This window comes from Microbulbifer litoralis, from assembly GCF_023634065.1.
GTDB classification, from domain to species: domain Bacteria; phylum Pseudomonadota; class Gammaproteobacteria; order Pseudomonadales; family Cellvibrionaceae; genus Microbulbifer; species Microbulbifer litoralis.
Map to the genome: position 1 here is coordinate 78,642 of NZ_JALKCV010000001.1, position 16,625 is coordinate 95,266.

At 61.5% G+C, this 16,625-nt stretch carries 17 protein-coding genes; 8 read left to right on the forward strand and 9 right to left on the reverse strand.

The window, feature by feature from the left end; translation table 11 throughout:
• Positions 1-4 precede the first annotated feature (4 nt).
• Entirely contained in the window at positions 5-604 is a 600-nt protein-coding gene (locus MWN76_RS00275; protein ID WP_250458444.1) for a PepSY-associated TM helix domain-containing protein, read from the reverse strand.
• Between the two features lie 145 nt (positions 605-749).
• Positions 750-2,705: a ligand-gated channel protein gene (locus MWN76_RS00280; protein WP_250458446.1), complete on the reverse strand. Its 1,956-nt coding sequence runs from the start codon at positions 2,703-2,705 to the stop codon at positions 750-752.
• 191 nt (positions 2,706-2,896) lie between these two features.
• On the opposite strand from MWN76_RS00280, the gene MWN76_RS00285 reads away from it, so the two are divergent.
• Complete coding sequence (locus MWN76_RS00285; RefSeq protein ID WP_250458448.1) at positions 2,897-3,823, forward strand: LysR family transcriptional regulator; 927 nt, start codon at positions 2,897-2,899, stop codon at positions 3,821-3,823.
• Between the two features lie 133 nt (positions 3,824-3,956).
• Positions 3,957-5,309 carry a Na+/H+ antiporter NhaC family protein gene (locus tag MWN76_RS00290; RefSeq protein ID WP_250458453.1) on the forward strand — a complete coding sequence of 451 codons (1,353 nt, stop codon included), beginning with the start codon at positions 3,957-3,959 and terminating at the stop codon, positions 5,307-5,309.
• Between the two features lie 7 nt (positions 5,310-5,316).
• Here MWN76_RS00290 and MWN76_RS00295 read toward each other — a convergent pair whose 3' ends face one another.
• On the reverse strand, positions 5,317-5,796 hold the full coding sequence (locus MWN76_RS00295) for an MFS transporter (protein WP_250458454.1): 480 nt from the start codon (positions 5,794-5,796) through the stop codon (positions 5,317-5,319).
• Between the two features lie 269 nt (positions 5,797-6,065).
• On the opposite strand from MWN76_RS00295, the gene MWN76_RS00300 reads away from it, so the two are divergent.
• The 3 genes from MWN76_RS00300 (at position 6,066) to lepB (ending at position 8,872) form a co-directional block, all read left to right on the forward strand.
• A complete protein-coding gene (locus MWN76_RS00300) occupies positions 6,066-6,932 on the forward strand; it encodes a hypothetical protein (protein WP_250458455.1) in 867 nt (288 codons plus the stop codon).
• A 10-nt stretch (positions 6,933-6,942) separates the two neighbouring features.
• Positions 6,943-8,121 carry a DUF4785 domain-containing protein gene (locus MWN76_RS00305; RefSeq protein ID WP_250458457.1) on the forward strand — a complete coding sequence of 393 codons (1,179 nt, stop codon included), beginning with the start codon at positions 6,943-6,945 and terminating at the stop codon, positions 8,119-8,121.
• A gap of 100 nt (positions 8,122-8,221) precedes the next feature.
• Entirely contained in the window at positions 8,222-8,872 is a 651-nt protein-coding gene (lepB, locus tag MWN76_RS00310; protein WP_250458459.1) for a signal peptidase I, read from the forward strand.
• Positions 8,873-8,901: 29 nt separating this feature from the next.
• Here lepB and MWN76_RS00315 read toward each other — a convergent pair whose 3' ends face one another.
• The 5 genes from MWN76_RS00315 to MWN76_RS00335 form a co-directional block, all read right to left on the reverse strand.
• Entirely contained in the window at positions 8,902-9,780 is an 879-nt protein-coding gene (locus tag MWN76_RS00315; RefSeq protein ID WP_250458461.1) for an aldo/keto reductase, read from the reverse strand.
• A gap of 74 nt (positions 9,781-9,854) precedes the next feature.
• Positions 9,855-11,288 carry an RtcB family protein gene (locus MWN76_RS00320; protein WP_345780040.1) on the reverse strand — a complete coding sequence of 478 codons (1,434 nt, stop codon included), beginning with the start codon at positions 11,286-11,288 and terminating at the stop codon, positions 9,855-9,857.
• Positions 11,289-11,295: 7 nt separating this feature from the next.
• Positions 11,296-11,715, reverse strand: coding sequence for an archease (locus MWN76_RS00325; protein ID WP_250458462.1), 420 nt, complete (start codon positions 11,713-11,715; stop codon positions 11,296-11,298).
• 77 nt (positions 11,716-11,792) lie between these two features.
• On the reverse strand, positions 11,793-13,085 hold the full coding sequence (locus MWN76_RS00330) for a type II toxin-antitoxin system HipA family toxin (protein WP_250458463.1): 1,293 nt from the start codon (positions 13,083-13,085) through the stop codon (positions 11,793-11,795).
• 5 nt (positions 13,086-13,090) lie between these two features.
• On the reverse strand, positions 13,091-13,438 hold the full coding sequence (locus tag MWN76_RS00335) for a helix-turn-helix domain-containing protein (protein ID WP_250458464.1): 348 nt from the start codon (positions 13,436-13,438) through the stop codon (positions 13,091-13,093).
• Positions 13,439-13,816: 378 nt separating this feature from the next.
• Between MWN76_RS00335 and MWN76_RS00340 the strand changes: the two genes are divergently transcribed.
• The 3 genes from MWN76_RS00340 (at position 13,817) to MWN76_RS00350 (ending at position 16,221) form a co-directional block, all read left to right on the forward strand.
• The gene (locus MWN76_RS00340; RefSeq protein WP_250458465.1) at positions 13,817-14,881 is read left to right on the forward strand and encodes an XdhC family protein; all 1,065 of its coding nucleotides are present in this window, start codon (positions 13,817-13,819) and stop codon (positions 14,879-14,881) included.
• Positions 14,882-15,106: 225 nt separating this feature from the next.
• Positions 15,107-15,682: a nucleotidyltransferase family protein gene (locus MWN76_RS00345; protein WP_250458466.1), complete on the forward strand. Its 576-nt coding sequence runs from the start codon at positions 15,107-15,109 to the stop codon at positions 15,680-15,682.
• Positions 15,683-15,954: 272 nt separating this feature from the next.
• Positions 15,955-16,221, forward strand: coding sequence for a hypothetical protein (locus tag MWN76_RS00350; protein WP_250458467.1), 267 nt, complete (start codon positions 15,955-15,957; stop codon positions 16,219-16,221).
• A gap of 24 nt (positions 16,222-16,245) precedes the next feature.
• On the opposite strand, the gene MWN76_RS00355 is transcribed toward MWN76_RS00350, so the two are convergent.
• Positions 16,246-16,569, reverse strand: coding sequence for a TfoX/Sxy family protein (locus MWN76_RS00355; RefSeq protein ID WP_250458468.1), 324 nt, complete (start codon positions 16,567-16,569; stop codon positions 16,246-16,248).
• Positions 16,570-16,625: the final 56 nt, after the last annotated feature.

Here is a 16,625-nt window from a genome sequence, read left to right on the forward strand (position 1 = left end):
ACGATCAATGGATAAATGCCAGCGCGATCACCAGCGGCACCAACACCCCCAGTGCTGTAATCGGCCAGGTGGATACGCGGCGTGAGGATTGCTGCCACAGCAGCCAGAAGCCCGTCAGGCAGAAGATCACACAGGCGATCGCGAAGACATCCAGAAACCACTTCCACACAACGCCGCTGTCGCGCCCCTTGTGCAGGTCATTGAAGTAGGCGATCCAGCCGCGGTCGGTGCGCTCGTAGATCAACTCTCCGTTCTCCGGTATCAGCGACAGCCAGGCGTCGCCTCCCGGGCGCGGCATGGCCAGGTAAAACTCGCCGCTGTCCCACTCGCCCCGCCGGCCACCCGGTATGTCAATTCCGTACTCCGCCGCCAGCCAGTGCATCACCGCCGCCGGCAGTTGCGGCGTATCGGTGGCGGACGGCTGCCAGCCTTCCAGCAACTCTGCCGGCACCTGGGTCTCGAGGCTGACGATCTCGGCTTCCACGGAAATCTCCGCCGCGTGGTTCAGGGTGATCCCGGTAACGGCAAAAAGCAGCATGCCCACCAGGCATCCTGCCGAACTGATCCAGTGCCACTGGCGGACGCTTCCCAATGAAAAAGTCACTGTATTTCAACATCTCCCGGCTGAGCGCCATCTGACAATTGTTGTTCCCGCGAAAGAGCCCTGCCTTCCGGCAGCTATATTCGGGCTGCGCCCTCTTCGGGTTATGTCGCGGGTAGCCCGGATGAAGCACAGCGGAATCCGGAAATCAGAACCGGTAGTTGACGCCCAGCCAGTAGCGACGACCATCGGCGACAAAACCGTACTCATCGTAAGTGACCTCCTCGTCGAGCAGGTTATAGATACCGGCTTTCAACTTGGTGCTTTCAGACAGTGCATAATTGAGACCGGTGTCGACGAAGGTATAGGACGGTGCGATCAATGAACCGCTGGATGGGCCGGTGGTCGGCTGGCTCTCCTCGCCGCGATAGGTGACACGCAGCCAGTGGTTCAACGCATCGCTGGCACGCCAGTCGGTGCTCACGGAAGCCATGTTCTTCGGCAACTGTGCCAGCGGTTCACCACGGTACTCGCCAGTCTTCTGTTCGGAATCGGTGTGGGTGTAGCTGGCGTTGATTTTGAAGCGTTCGGTCAATTCGGTAGCCACGGAAATTTCACCACCGCGGGTTACCGCTTCGTCGATGTTGATGCGATAGGTGGGTGTGGAACCGAACTGGTTGGGGCCCGCGTCGCAGATATCTTCGGGGCAGTCGATACGGCTGATTTTATCTTCAAAGTCATTGTGGAACAGGGTAATGCCGGCGCTGAAACCATCGCTGCCCTGGAAGTGCAGGGCTATTTCCTTGTTGATCGAGGTTTCCGGTTCCAGGTCCGGATTGCCGTAAACATCGCCACCGCGGCTGGACTGCCCCCAGTCGGCAGTGAGATGGCGCAGGCCGGGGGAATTGTATCCGGTAGAAACACCGCCTTTCAGTGTCCAGCGCTCGGCCAGCTTCCACACACCGTAGAGGCGCGGACTGGCGTGGCTGCCGAAGTTTTCGTCGTCGTCCAGGCGCACGCCGGCAGTCAGGGCGAAACTGTCCGTCAGGGCCCACTCATCTTCGCCGAAAAAGGCCCAGCGGGAGCTCTCGATATGGGTGCGATCGGATATCTGGTTGGAGGTGAAATCGTCCAGCTCTTCCGCTTCATAGGTAGCGCCCAACACCAGGGTGTGATCCCCCAGGGGCATGACGTAGCTGCTCTTCGCCACCAGGTTGGCAATCTCCATCTGGCGGCCGATATTTTCGGTGACCTCCCGCTGCACAAAAGAGCTGAGGTCGCCACTTTCAAACCTGCCGTTATGGGTGATGGAGATAAAATCGCGGTTGTATTCGTTGAAGGCGTCGCTACAACCACCGCGGCAGCCCTCGGTGGGTCCGGATTGGCCCACCAGGGAGGTCCGCTCCTGCTCCGTAGTGCCGGTCTCCAGCAGGACTTCATGATTCTCGCTGGGCGTATAAGCCAGGCGGCCGGTAACGCTCTGCACGTCGGTTTCATTGTAGCCGTTGACGATGCTGTCCTCGTCGCGCTGGTACTTTCGACCGTAGAGTTGCAGGCTCAGCTTGTCCTGCACCAGCGGGCCGCTCAGGTGAAAATTGGCCTGTGCCATATCCCCGGAAGCGCTGTTGTCCTGGATGATACTGTCGACCTGTACACTGCCGTTCCACTGCGCGGGCACCTTGCGCGTGATGACATTGATCACACCGCCGATAGCGTCGGAACCGTAGAGCGTGGACATGGGGCCACGTACTACTTCGATGCGCTCGATGGCCTCCACCGGCGGCAGCCAGTTCTGCTCCTCACCGGGACCATCGCTGTTGGGGCGACTCTCGCGACCGGACAGGCGCTTGCCATCCACCAGCATCAATGTGTAGCCAGCCGGCATTCCACGCAGGCTGATATCGGCACTGTCGCCGCCGGACTCACCACCGGTGATGATGACTCCGGGCAGGTCTTTCAGTGCATCGGTCACATCGCGATAGGCGCGCTGCTCCAGCTGCTCGCGGTCGATCACGCTGATCGAGGCCGGCGCGTCCACCAGCGCCTGCTCGTGCCCGGAGGCGGTGACCACGAGGTTTTCCATCTCACTGGTCTCGTCCGCCAGCGCCGGGGCGGCGGCAACGGCCGCGGATAACAGCAGCGGGCGGGCAAAAGGGCGGTTCATAAGGATCCTGTGCGAGGAGGCCTGGGCGACCATATCCGTAACTCCTTGTCATTTGTGTCATTTTTCGCGAATGATAATGTTTCTCATTGTCGACAAATAGAGTAAAATCCCGAACATGGTGTTGCGATTCATGCAACGGGGTTTGCGGCAAACTGTCGGCTGGATACTGGTACAGATGGTTGGAGGTAGGGTTGCACGACCTGAGAGAACTGAGCGTATTCTCCGCGGTGATCCGCTCCGGCAGCCTGACCGCCACGGCGCGGGAGCTGGACCTGTCCAAGTCCACCCTGAGCCGGCGCATCCGGCAGCTTGAGGCTTCCCTGGGGCAGTCACTGCTGCGGCGGGAGTGCAACCGCCTGATCCCCACGGAGGCGGGCCGCGTCTACTACCGCTATTGCCGCGAGATACTGAAGCTGGCCGAACGCGGTCGGCAGGAACTGGAAGAGCTGCACGGGGAAGTCAGCGGGGAACTGCTGCTGTACTCCCACGAAGCCTTTATTCGCGGCTGGCTCGCCCGGGTGGTGGAGACATTTCTACTACAACACCCGCGGGTGCGAGTGAGCCTGCAGACACAGATGGAGGAACCCGAGGCCGGCCCGGAGGACCGTATCTACCTGTGGCTGGGGGCGGCGGCCGGACGCGGCCTGCGACAGGAACCCCTGGGCAACCTGAGCCAGGGAATCTACGCCCACCCGGACTACTTCCGGCGCCGCGGTATACCGCAACATCCGCGGCAACTCGACGATCACGACTGGGTAGACATGCTCGGTGACGGCGACCAGGGGCTGCTGCTGCAACACCGCGACGAAGGTACCTACCCGGTCGCACTGCAGTCTTCCTGTATGCGCGTGGATCAATACGTCATCCAGGCCGACGCCATTGCCCGCGGCCACGGCCTGGGCCTGATGCCGGACTGGCAGGTGGCTCTGCGCTCCCGTTCACATCCCGATACGCTACAGCGCTGCCTGCCGGACTGGCGGGGGCCGACGCGTCCCGCCTGGCTGCTCTACTCCCACGGCCGCCAACCGCGACGGGTGCGCGCCTTTCTGGAACATATCCGGGGCAGCGTGCCCGAGGCGTGGCAAAGCGAACAGCACCACACCCCAATTCCCGCGTGAGGTGGCCAGCGGGATGGCTGGCATATAACCGGAGGCTTGCGCGCGCGGCGAAAGAATTATTTCCCGCCTCACTGCTGCTCTATATAATCGCCGCCCTTTACCCGTTGTTCCACCTCCAGCCAAAGCAGTATCCATGGCCAAAACCTCTCCCCTCGCCCTCCTGCCACTCGGATTGTTCCTCGCCCTGTTTCTCGGCAGTGGTCTCTGGTATTCGATGCAGGGAACGGAGATGGCCTTCTACCAGATCTCCGCGCCGGTGGCGATTCTGCCGGCAATCGCACTGGCAGTACTGCTGGCCCGCGGGTCACTGAACGAGTGTATCGAGACATTTGTCCGCGGTGTCGGCGACCACACCATCGTCACCATGGCATTGATCTACCTGCTGGCCGGCGGCTTTGCCAGTGTGGCCGAGGCGATCGGCGGCGTGGATGCGACGGTAAATTTCGGGCTCAGCGTTATCCCACCGGCGCTGGTATTGCCGGGCCTGTTCGCCATCACCGCCTTTGTCGCCACTGCCATGGGCACTTCTGTGGGCACCATCGCCGCCATCGCGCCCATCGCTGTGGGTATCGCCAACGCGACAGCACTGCCGATGCCATTGACCGTGGGCACCGTGGTGGGCGGGACCATGTTCGGCGACAACCTGTCGATCATTTCCGACACCACCATCGCCGCCACCCGCACCCAGGGCGTGGCGATGCGGGACAAATTTCGCATGAATTTCCGTATCGCCCTGCCGGCGGCACTGGCAACGCTGGTGTGGCTGTACTTTGCCGGCGGCAGCGCCACCGTGCCGGAAAGCGGGGACTACGAACTGATCCGCGCACTGCCCTATATCGCAGTGCTGGTGCTGGCAGTACTCGGGGTCAACGTATTGCTGGTGCTGTTCAGTGGCATCCTGCTGGCCGGCGCCATCGGCCTGGGGTCGCAGCCGGATTACAGCCTGGTGAAACTGTCGCGGGATATTTACGCCGGCTACGCCGGCATGCAGGAAATACTGGTTCTGTCGCTGCTGATCGGCGGCCTGGGCGCCATGATGAAAAGCGGCGGCGGCCTCGCCTGGCTCGCCAACGGGATCGACCGTATCGCCCGCCTGCACGCAAAGGGTTCGCGCAACCCCGCTGCCGGCGAACTCGGCATCGGTACGGCAGTGGCACTGACCAATGCCTGCACTGCCAACAACACCGTCGCCATCCTGCTGACCGGTGACCTGGCAAAGGATATCGCCGCGCGCTATGGCGTGGATCCGCGGCGCAGTGCCAGCCTGCTGGATATCTTCTCCTGCGTTGTACAGGGACTGTTACCCTACGGGGCACAGGTGCTGCTGGCGTCTTCGCTGGCGGGTATCTCACCACTTGAATTGCTGGAAAGTATTCAGTACAGCTGGCTGCTGGGAATCGCTGCATTGGTATCGATATGGCTTTTCCCACGCCGCGAAGGCCTGGAATCCACTGATAAAAGACCGGTCGCAGCGCCAACCCAGTGAGCGGGCGTTAGCCGCTGTCCCGGCAGCAACCTCTCGTCAACAAAACAGCTTTCTCCTGTGCCTCAACCTCTGCGGAAAAAATGGCGAAAGCCAACCGCCACTGCCCCGCCATCAACAACGCCACCGGTCCGGACAGCACCACCCCCGCACTTGTACCGGCGTTGATCACCGTATTGACGGAGTCCTGTCGATCGGGTCGGAGAGCCGCGGCCACCGCTGCGGCCATGGGTGGTGAAGCCAGCCCTGTGCTGGATCCCGCCAGCATCACCGCGCCGGCAAGCCAGGCTGCGGAGGGCGCCGCTGCAATCCCGGCCATCCCCACGGCCGCCACCAGCGCTGCAACCATTGCAATGGCGCGGGCGCCGACCCGCTCGGTCAGGTGTGCCGCGAGGACGATGGCAATGCAATCGCCCAGGAAAGCCCCGCCGGAAATGCGGCGGAAATAAGCTTGATTCTGGTATCCATGCGCGGAGAGTAAAATGATCATTTTATACCATCAATGGAGCCCGGATTCTCCCACCGGCTCGCCGGTGGATAACGCGACCCACCAGCTGGAAAAAATTCGATGATCCCGCCGCGGAAATTCCGGAACCCGCGCACACTCTTCCCACAATAGACTGAACGGTCGCACAACTACTGGAATTCAGCGCCAGAAATTTTTCCCCGCGCCACTCCTGAAACCTTTCTGTCTTGCGTTTGCTTTTATGATTCAGCCGTTGTTGTTTCAAACATAAAACCAATAAAAAGGTGAAGACATTGCGAATAAAAATCAGAATCCTGTTATCGAGCCTGGCACTGCTTGTCGCCCTGCCCGGCGCGGCGTTGGCAACCACCGGACTGGCGCTGGTGCACGGCACCGGCAACCAGTCAGATGCGTACAGTGACTACTGGACATCGGAAATGGTGGAATCCGTACGCCAGGGGCTTCCCAACGGCGACAACCTGCTGATCGTCAACTGCAACTTCGAGGAGTATATGTGGGACGACGCCGCGGCCGGGTGCCTGGCGACGCAGCTGTACGATTTCATCACCGGCAGGAGTATCGACGACCTGGTGGTGATCACCCACTCCAACGGCGGCAACGTGATGCGCTGGATCCTGTCCAATCCCACCTGGGACAGCCGCTATCCAACCATTATCGACAACACCCGCTGGGTCAACGCACTGGCGGCCTCCAGCGCCGGTACACCGCTGGCAGATGCGGTGATGACCGGCAATGTGTTCGAGGCCGCGGTGGGCTGGCTGCTCGGCTACCAGAACGACGCGGTGGAAATGCAACAGACCGGCTGGATGGAACACTACAACCAGAACTGGCTGCAGGGCACCGCCGGCCGGCCGTCGCTGCCGGTCGGTTTCTGGAATGTGGTGGGCACCGATGTGGAGAGCTCGGTGGTCGACTCGGACAGCTACTGCGGCGGCTACACCCAGAACGTCGGCCTGGAAGTGACCCAGGAGTGGCTCGACGGCTGCTCCGACGGTTTCCTCAATTGCACTTCGCAAAACGCGGCGGGCAATCTCTGGTTTTACGACAACGCCCGCACCCGCGACGGCGAGCCGCTGAGCCACAACCAGAGCCGGCGCAAGTGCTTCAATCTCGACGTCATCCTGCGCAACGATATCTGAGGGAACCACCATGAAATCATTCAAGACATTTATCGCGGTCCCCCTCGCCATCGCGGCCGCGCTGACTGCCGCTGCACTCCAGGCACAGCAACTGGCCAACCGGAGCCGCGAGAGCGTGACCTTTTCCCAGTATGTCGATCCAGGCTCGGAACAGCGCCTGGCCGATACCGCCATTGCGCGGGAAAGCCGCAGCTTTTTCCGCAAAGTCAGCGGCGCGGAACTCAATCGCGGCATCGAACTGGTTACCGACGCGGATCGCGCGGTAATCCAGATCACACCACTGGACGGCGTCGCCAAAGGTGCCCGCGTGACCCGGCGGGAGATACCCAAAGGCATGACACTCTCCAACGGCGCCCAGCGTCGCTCGGTGAACGACGACAGTATCGCCCTGCACCGCATGTCCCAGGGCCTGCGCCAGATCATGCCTGCATTTTATCGCCGCGCCCACGCGATGCGGGTACCGGCCGACATGGGCCACGGCAAGCTGACGCTGCACGCCAACGGCAATGCCGCGGCGAATAGCCGGTATGTGGTCTATGTGCTGGATAAACACAGCGATACCACACTGCAGGTGCAGGCGCCGAAGACGCGCTTTTCCCGCGACGGGCGGCTGCTGCTCGACGCTCACGCCGGCGGCCGCGCGCAGATCGATTCCATCTCCGCCACGCTGGTGGCGCCCGGTGGCGAGCGCTATGTACTCGGCGGGCAGATGCGGGGAAATCAATATCGGGTGGACTGGCCGATCCGCGTCAGCGATTCCGGCGCCCCGGGGCAACTGTGGGAGGTCGAGGTGGCATCCCGCATCCGCAGTGCCAGCGGTGCGCTGGTGGAGCGGGTGGCCACGGTGGCAACGGATATTTTCCAACCGACCGCCGACCTCGCCTCCGTCTACAGCGACACCCGCGGCCTGCGCCTGGACCTGGACATCCGGCAGCCGGGCCGCTACGAAGCGCGCGCACTGGTCCAGGGCCGCGACCGGAATGGCGACTACCTGCCGATCGTGCTGAGCTACAGCGCCGAGTGGCTGGAAGCCGGCCGCCGGGAGATGTCCGTGCCAGTGGATATGGCGCGGCTGGCCGCGTCCGGCCTGGACGGCCCCTATCGCGTACAGTCGCTGCAACTGCTGGACCAGAGCCGTATGGCGGTGCTCGACTACCAGCGCGGCAGCTGGGAACTGGGCGCACCGTAACCCTTGGGAATTCGGCGGAACCCTGCTGGGTTCCGTCCGGAACTCCTGCCCGCTTCTGTTTTCCAATAATTCTCCAACCATTGCACAGAGGGAATTGGTCGTGAAACAGGGACTCGCGCGTATACTCAGGGAAAACCGCTCCATACTGGTTTTCCTGGCATTGATGTTCATTTTTCGCAGCGCCTGCGCAGATTGGAACCATGTACCCACCGGCTCCATGAAACCCACCATCCTCGAGGGAGACTATATCCTCGTCGACCGCATGGCCTACGATCTCCGCCTACCGTTCACCCATATTTCCCTGGCGAGACTGGGGGAGCCACAGCGCGGCGATATCGTGGTATTCGATTCCGAAGCCAGCGACAACCGGCTGGTAAAAAGGGTGATCGGAATTCCCGGTGATACCGTAGCGCTGCACAACAACCGTCTCAGCATCAACGGCGAATCCATTACCTACGAACCCGCCGGCGAGACCAGCCTGTCGCGGGACATGCGCGAAAACCTGTCCGGTATCGAACACCTGGTGCGGTTGCGCAAAGGCGGTTCGGCGATGGACAGTTTTGCACCGGTTCGCATACCGCGGGATTCCTACCTGGTGCTGGGAGACAACCGGGACAACAGCGCCGACTCGCGCGTGATCGGCCTGGTACCGAGACGCGAAATTCTCGGCCGCACCCGCTCGGTATTGCTGTCGCTCGATTACGACAATTATTTTCTGCCCAGAAGCGATCGGTTTCTGCAGGCGCTTTGAATGGATCGATCGTCTCGCGGCGGGACAGGTTATTCGGGAACGTTCACTTTCCGGTTCCCTTCATGCGCCGTATCCGGATCGCCGCCAAAGCGGTGATCGCGGTTGAGGCTGTCGATGCTTCCGATCTCCTCGACTCGCAACTCGAAATCATCCAGCAGGAAGTTCGAGCGGATATGATCGAGCGTCTCCGATTTGGGAATGACGATGCGGCCTTGCTGGACATCCCATTTCAGGATGATCTGTGCCGGAGACACGCCATACTTTTCCGCCAGCTCGAGAATCACCGGATCCGACACCGGCTTCTCCCCGATCTCCACACCGCTCCAGCTACCGGAGCCGAGCGGCGACCAGCAGCAGACGGCAATCCTGTGGAACCGGCAGTATTCCACCATCTCTCTCTGGGTCAGGTAGGGGTGTAGCTCAATCTGGTTACAGGTGGGCTTTACCTCGGCGAAGGTTGCAATCTGTTCGATATCGGATTTGCGGAAATTCGACAGGCCCAGAGCGCGAACTTTCTTTGCGCCGTACAGGGTTTCCATCGCCTGCCAGGTCTCGCGGGTGTAGGCGGGTACCGGCCAGTGCACCAGGTAGAGATCCAGGTAATCCAGTTGCAACCGCTCCAGGCTTCTCGCAAAGGCATCGGCTGTTCCCCTGCCCTGCTCGGTATCCCAGACCTTGCTGGTAATAAACAGCTCCTGGCGCGGCAGGCCGGATTCCCGCATGGCGCGGCCCAGTGCACGTTCGTTACCATAGACAGAAGCGGTGTCGAAATGCCGGTAGCCAATGGCCATGGCTTTCAGAATGGTATCGGTGACATAGGAATTATCCGCCTGCCAATCGTCGATGGAGACGGTACCGAAGCCCAGTTGCGGTATCTCGACACCATTGTTCAGCGTCACGCTAGCCATACGCCCGGCCTCTCTGATCCATCGCTGCTCCGATCAGTGTAGGGCCACGCCGGTCGGGACAGTAGCAAAGCCCCTCAACCCTTGATGCAGATCCGCGGCTCCACGCGCGCAACCTTGTGTGCCAACCCGGCCTTTTCCGCCGCGTCTACCACCGCGCGTACATCCTTGTAGGCCCCGGGCGCCTCCTCTGCGACGCCGCGCATGGACGGGCTGCGAATAAGGATGCCGCGCTGCGCCAGCTCGTCCACCAGGCTGCGCCCGCGCCAGCGTTTTGTCGCCTGGTGCCGGCTCATGGCGCGACCGGCGCCGTGACAGGCGGAATTGAAAGACAGCCCGGCGCCGGTTTCGGAACCGGCGAGGATATGGGATTCAGTTCCCATGGAACCGCCGATCAACACCGGTTGGCCCACGGCGCGCAGTGTCTCGGGGATATCCGGATGGCCGGGACCAAAGGCGCGGGTGGCACCTTTGCGATGCACGTACAGTTTGCGCATCTCACTGCCAAGCGGGTGTGTTTCCAGTTTGCAGGTGTTGTGGGAGACATCGAACAACAGCGTCAGGTCCGCCGCCGGCAAAATATCGGCGAACACCTGCCGCGTCAGGTGCGTAATGATCTGGCGATTGGCCAGCGCGCAGTTGATGCCCGCGCGCATGGCGCCGAGATAGGCCCGTCCCAGCTCGGAATTGATCGGTGCACAGGCCAGTTCGCGATCCGGTAATTCGATACCGTGCTTACTGGCGGCAAGCACCATATACTTCAGGAATTCCGTCCCTATCTGGTGGCCAAGCCCGCGGGAGCCACAGTGAATAAAAACCACTGCATCGTTTTCCCTGAGGCCGAAGACATCGGCGATACGCCGATTGAAGATCTCCGCCACCCGCTGCACTTCCAGGTAGTGGTTGCCGGAACCCAGGGTACCCATTTCATCCGCCTGGCGCTTCCGCGCGCGCGGCGAGACCTCCATCGGGTCGGCACCGGCCATGCAGCCGTGCTCCTCGATATACTGCAGGTCTGCCGGGTTGCCGAATCCCTGCTCCACCGCCCAGCGGGCACCGCCTTTCAACATCGCGCTCATGCCATCATCGTCGAGATGAACGAGGCCGGTGCTGCCGACGCCGACGGGAATATTCCGGAAGAGCGCATTGGCCAGCCGCTCCCTGACCGGCTCAATTTCGTCGACGGTAAGACCAGTGCGCAGCGCACGCACACCACAGGAAATATCGAAACCCACACCACCGGCAGAGACCACGCCACCCTCGTCCGCATCGAATGCGGCCACGCCGCCGATCGGAAAGCCGTAGCCCCAGTGAGCGTCTGGCATGGCGTAAGCGGCCTGTACGATCCCGGGCAGGCTGGCGACATTGCACAGCTGCTCGAATACCTTGTCGTCCATACCGCGAATCAGTGTTTCATCGGCATAGATGATACCGGGCACGCGCATATTGCCGCTGGCTTCGAGGCGCCAGCTGAATTCGGATTCCTGCTTGAGGGAGTAGGCTCTGCTCACGGGCACCTCACACATCGACGACGCACTGGGCCAGCCAGGCGCCATCCGGTAATCGATTCACCCGCAGCGCAGTATAGGTTGCGCCTTTCACTTCCACCGCTGGCTGGTGCTTTTCCCGGTCCACCCGCTCGCCCCAGGCGATACCGCCGAGTCGTCCATCATCGAGTGTCACGTTAAAGCGCGAAAAAAGCAGTTTGCGCGTGGCCATCTCAAACACCAGCGCGTTCAGCCAGTCCACCAGTAGCAGCTCGGGATCACCGCCTTCGCAGCGGATATCCACCCGCTCCGCGGGCTTCACCTGCGCCGGATCGGTAATGATCGCCGTCATCGCCAGGGCGGCCTGCTCGAACGCCCCGGCCAGGGTCGCGCTACAGCCGCGCACGCCCATATCCGCCCGGTGGCTGAAGTGTTCCCAGTGGGCCCTCACCGCGGGATCTCCTCGATTGACCTGCGCTAAGCATAGTCGAGACGGTCTCGAAGTCGCCTGCCCGGAGACCTGAAAGCTCAGGCGAGTCGGCGATGATTGGCCGCGATTTCCCGTACGAAGTCCTCGCGCACCCCGGCGCGCCCGGCAAACTCCGGCCAGCGCGCCACTGCAGCGGCCACTTCGGCGACAAGGTCCTGTGGCTTCTTGATACTGATGGATTCCCCCACCGCCACCAGATCCTCGAGCCCGAAGTGATCGCGTTTGCCGTTAAGGCTCATCTGGTGGCGATTGGTCCACTGGCCGCCGGGGTTGTGGGCGTAGGTGAGATCAAAGGCGGGCGACAACTGCCAGTCGCCGTCGCGATTCATCAGGAAGGCGATATTTTTGGTGTGATCGTCCTGGTTGCGCGCCAGCACATTGAACACCATACGGCGGTACTGCTGGATCGCCTCGCTCTTGGGCAGGCGCAGTTCGCGCATCACGGCGAAGGCCTGCTCATAGGAGTGGGCACCGGCCATATTGAAATCCAGGTGGGCGATACCGCACAGGCTGAGCATATGCCGTTTTTCGCCATCGATGCGGTCGAAACGCTGCGTCATAAAGTGCGCGCGCCCGTTTTCTTCCAGCAGGCGCGATTCCATCATGTCGATACCGGCGGCCTGCGCCATCCGGTAATAGGCGTATTCGATGCGGCCAAAGCCCTGGGATGCGCCCAGTTCGATATCGTCCACGCCGTCGAATTTCAGCAACCAGTAGTCGTAGCCCTCCGGCGCCGGCACCTGGCCGGAACGCACGTCGCCGCTGCCATTCATGGCGATTACCGCCTTGGCGCGGGCGCCGCCGGCACTGGTGCCCACCCGCAGGATATCCCCCAGCGCACCGGCGCTGTCGTCGCCGCCAAAGTGCGAGGCCAGCCCTTCCTGGCGGTGGGTCACCGACTGGGCCAGCTCCACCAGCTCGGCAATCTCGACCGGCGCGGACTCCAGGAAGCGCCCGTCCACGGAGGGCTCGAACTCCAGCGCGCCCATGCCCCGGTTGCCGGTGTAGCAGAGCCGCTCGATGGGGCTGAAGTCTCCCGGCGTGCGTCCCTGCCGTGCCAGCCAGGCGTCGATAATGGCGTTGCCGAATTTGTCCGGCAGCGAATCCGCCAGCAGGCCCGGCAACCCCTTGTAGGTTTCGCGGTTCAGACCCGGGAAGGAGAAGATGCGCCCACCGCTGTCGATGGGCATCTGGATCGGCGACAGGTCCAGCCCCTGCTGGATAAAGTCCGGGTCGTACTCGAACACGCCGTAGCCATCCGGGTGCCAGGATACGGCCCCGGCGCGGTGGCCCCAGAGATTGACGGTTGCGGTTTCTATGGCTTCGGCCATGGCACTCACCAGTCGGATTGCGGTTTATCTTTCTTTGCTGGCGGAGTTTTCTGCGCCGACGTGCGGCTGGCCCGCTGCCGCGGGCGCCCCTGCCGCTCCGCCAGTTGCAGCGGGCTGATACCCGGGTCCGGCAGGAAAGTCTCCAGCCCGTCCAACTGCCCCAGCTCCCGCAGCACCGCAATCAGGCTGTCCAGCCGCCCGCGGCCGGCCTCCAGCCCCTTGATGGTCGACACGGACAGGCCGGCCCGCTCCGCCAGCTGCTCCTGGGTGATGTCCCGGTGCAGGCGGTGGCGGCGCAGGCGTTCGCCGAGGGTCTCCAGTATCTGGCGATCAGACTTTCCCAGAAAGCTCATAATAGCTCTATTTTAAGCTCTTAAGTATATTAAAAAACAATAATAGCTGCTTTTTCAACTTAAAACCAAAAAAATATTAATAGATGCAAAAGAAGCCACTAAATGGCCTAAATGCGACTAAAAGCTCTAGTTTCCACTTTAATAGTCATGTTAAAGGTAACATGGAGGGGCGGGTGTAAAACAGCGACCGCCATACCAGCATAAAAACCAGTGGCGGCCCACTCCCGAGGGAAGTCTGCGGGTCCCGAGTCCCGAGTCCCGAGTCCCGAGTCCCGAGTCCCGAGTCCCGAGTCCCGAGTCCCGCAACCATTATTGAACTATTCACCCGAGCCGCTACCATCTTGCGACCACCCAACAAGAATGAGCAACGCAGCCACCATGGCAAATCAGCTCCACGCACTGCTGGATCTCTGGTACGAGCAGAGAAGCGCCCGCAACTGGGTACTCGGGACCGTCTACAGAACCATCGGCCCCTGCTATCGCAAGGCCGGTGCCATCATGCTGTTCGACGATCTGGGGCGGCACTACGGCCTGTTGAGCGGCGGCTGCCTGGAAGCGGATATCCAGCGCCACGCACACCGGGTCATGAGCAGCGGGCAGGCCAAAACCCTGTGCTACGACGGCAGCGACGAGGACGACTTCGCCTTTCAACTGGGGATCGGCTGCGGCGGCACCGTGCATATCCTGCTGCAACCGCTGAACGCCGAAAACGGATTCCTGCAACTGGAACGGCTGCGCGTACAGTTGCAGCAACGCCAGCCCTGTTACTACCTGCAGAAAATCCCCGCCGACGGTGAAAGCGAGACAGAGATTATCCCCGCGGAAACAACCACCGGGCGGGCACAATTGATCGAGCGCGCAGATGGCCAGTGGCTGCAGACAGCGGTCACCCCGGTTCCCCATATCCTGCTGATGGGTGCCGGCGCCGACGCACAGCCGATGGCGCAACTGTTTCGTACCCAGGGCTGGCAGGTCAGCCTGTGCGATCCGCGACCGGCCAACGGTCGCGCGGCCTATTTCCCGGACTGCAGCGCTTATCGCTGTCATCCCGACGAGTTGCCCACTCAACTGGACCTTGCCCGGGTCGATGCGGCGGTGGTCATGAATCACAACCTGGAGCTGGATGCCGCTTCCCTGCGGGTACTGCATCCGCAACCCCTGAAGTACCTGGGACTTCTGGGTCCGGTCAGCCGCCGCAACCGGGTACTGGAACAGGCCGGCCTGACACTGGAGCAGCTCAACAGCAGGCTGGCAACACCGCTGCGCGCACCGATCGGCCTGAACCTGGGAGGCGAAGTGCCGGAGAGCATTGCACTCGCCACCTGCGCGGAACTGCACGCGGTTTTGCACGGCGCCGATGCCGCTAGTGGGCCGCTTGTAAAGTTCGGTAACAAAGGAGCACAGCCAAATCGTTCAGGTCAAGGCGAGAAAGCGCTGGAATAGCAGCGTTATTTCAAGCTTTCTCAACGCAGAACTGGACGATTTGGCGAAGCGAACTGTTACCTAACTTTGCGAGCGGCCCACTAGTCTGAGCGACCTGCAAAGAAACACTTCGGAACATCATCTGCCCACCATCCGGGGCCTGGAAAAGAGTGCCGAAGGCTGAAAACCGCCAACCTCCTAACGGGGGCACGCCCTGCGCACGACAATAAACAGGCAGGTTCCACCATGGACAGCATTCAGCCAATCATTCTCGCCGCCGGCGCCTCGCGCCGTTTCGGCGACTGCAAATTGCTATTGCGCCGAAATGGCAAAACACTGCTGCAACAGTGTATCGATAAGCTGTCATCGCTCGCCCTGCCCGCACCACTGATCATCACCGGCGCCTGGCACCGCGAACTGGTGGCGGCACATCCACACCTGGACCTTCGGGAAAACCGCGACTGGCAATCGGGCATGGGCAGCTCACTCGCCTTTGCAGTGCGCCAGTTGCAGAGTGACTGCGACGCGGCACTGGTACTACTGGCGGACCAGGTGGCGATCGATGAGACCGATATCCGGCAACTGATCAGTAGCCGGGATCGGCGCGCCGATGATGTCGTTTGCAGTTTCTACGCCGGGCGCCGCGGTGCGCCGGCAATTTTTCCACGCCGAATCTTTCCGCAGCTAATGGCATTGCGCGGCGATCGCGGCGCGCGCGACCTGTTGCGCAATCCGCACGAGACGATCACCACAGTGCCGCTTGCCAACGGCGCTATCGATATCGATACAACAGAGGACTGGGAGGCCTACCAACGCAGGTAACAGTCAACGCTCGGCCTGTGAAGTAGAAGTTCCCGGTGGATACCGCGCGCCTGGAGAATTTGCTGTGGCACGCGGCCTGGGGGATCCGGGAACTGTCGATCAGCGGGCACCTGACAACCGGTTAAAAAACGGGGACGGTTGATGCACGAAGCTCCACAGGGTGCGCAATGTTCTGGTAGAGTGGGCATACCGCCATATAGCTTTGCCTCAGGTGGATTGGCGCACCCTACAGATGCAGCAGACTGCGATACCGCTACCGAAAACGGACAATCATGCTTGTAAAAATCCCACTGCTGATCGCACTGGTCTACGCGTTTATCCAGACCGGCAATGTCATGCTTTGCTCGCTGATCTGGGGCGCAGCGGTATTGATCCTGGGCGGTATTTTCGGCGGTTTCAGCCTCTGGCTGCTCGCGGCCAGCGGCATCTCGTTCCTGCTGGCTTTCGGCTTCTTTTCACTGCTGGACTACCTCGAGGGCAGCAAATGGTGGTGGCCGGCAATGTTTGTCGGCCTGGCCGTGATGATCCTGGTCGCCTGACTCCCATGCGCCATGCAATGCCGTCTATTTCGGCGGCAGGGTGCTGGCGAAATCTGCCCCGCGGTTGACCCAGTCATTCAGGTCCGCAGCCACTGCGTCCTCTTCCACATAAACCATGCCTTTCAGTGGTCGGCCGGTATAATCCATCGGCCTTGTGTAGCGCTCGGCCAGCGCCTCCTGGTAGTTGTCGGGCCCTACCCGCACCATCAGTTCCTCGCCAACCACGCCGCAGGCCATGTTGCCGTTCAGCATAAAGGCGAGGCCGCCGAACATCTGTTTTTCCGAAAGCCCCTCATTTTCTTTCAACAACACACGTACTTTTTCTGCCAGAGTTTCGTTGTAAGCCATGGTGACCTCCTCGACGGGTCATTACTCAATACGGTGTTCGGTTACGATTGACGCCA

Bases quoted from the DNA above. Each gene is read 5' to 3' on its own strand.
- MWN76_RS00280 (WP_250458446.1), bottom strand. From the start codon at position 2,705: ATGAACCGCCCTTTTGCCCGCCCGCTGCTGTTATCCGCGGCCGTTGCC.
- MWN76_RS00290 (WP_250458453.1), top strand. From the start codon at position 3,957: ATGGCCAAAACCTCTCCCCTCGCCCTCCTGCCACTCGGATTGTTCCTC.
- MWN76_RS00295 (WP_250458454.1), bottom strand. From the start codon at position 5,796: ATGATCATTTTACTCTCCGCGCATGGATACCAGAATCAAGCTTATTTC.
- MWN76_RS00305 (WP_250458457.1), top strand. From the start codon at position 6,943: ATGAAATCATTCAAGACATTTATCGCGGTCCCCCTCGCCATCGCGGCC.
- MWN76_RS00315 (WP_250458461.1), bottom strand. From the start codon at position 9,780: ATGGCTAGCGTGACGCTGAACAATGGTGTCGAGATACCGCAACTGGGC.
- MWN76_RS00330 (WP_250458463.1), bottom strand. From the start codon at position 13,085: ATGGCCGAAGCCATAGAAACCGCAACCGTCAATCTCTGGGGCCACCGC.
- MWN76_RS00335 (WP_250458464.1), bottom strand. From the start codon at position 13,438: ATGAGCTTTCTGGGAAAGTCTGATCGCCAGATACTGGAGACCCTCGGC.
- MWN76_RS00340 (WP_250458465.1), top strand. From the start codon at position 13,817: ATGGCAAATCAGCTCCACGCACTGCTGGATCTCTGGTACGAGCAGAGA.
- MWN76_RS00345 (WP_250458466.1), top strand. From the start codon at position 15,107: ATGGACAGCATTCAGCCAATCATTCTCGCCGCCGGCGCCTCGCGCCGT.
- MWN76_RS00350 (WP_250458467.1), top strand. From the start codon at position 15,955: ATGCTTGTAAAAATCCCACTGCTGATCGCACTGGTCTACGCGTTTATC.
- MWN76_RS00355 (WP_250458468.1), bottom strand. From the start codon at position 16,569: ATGGCTTACAACGAAACTCTGGCAGAAAAAGTACGTGTGTTGTTGAAA.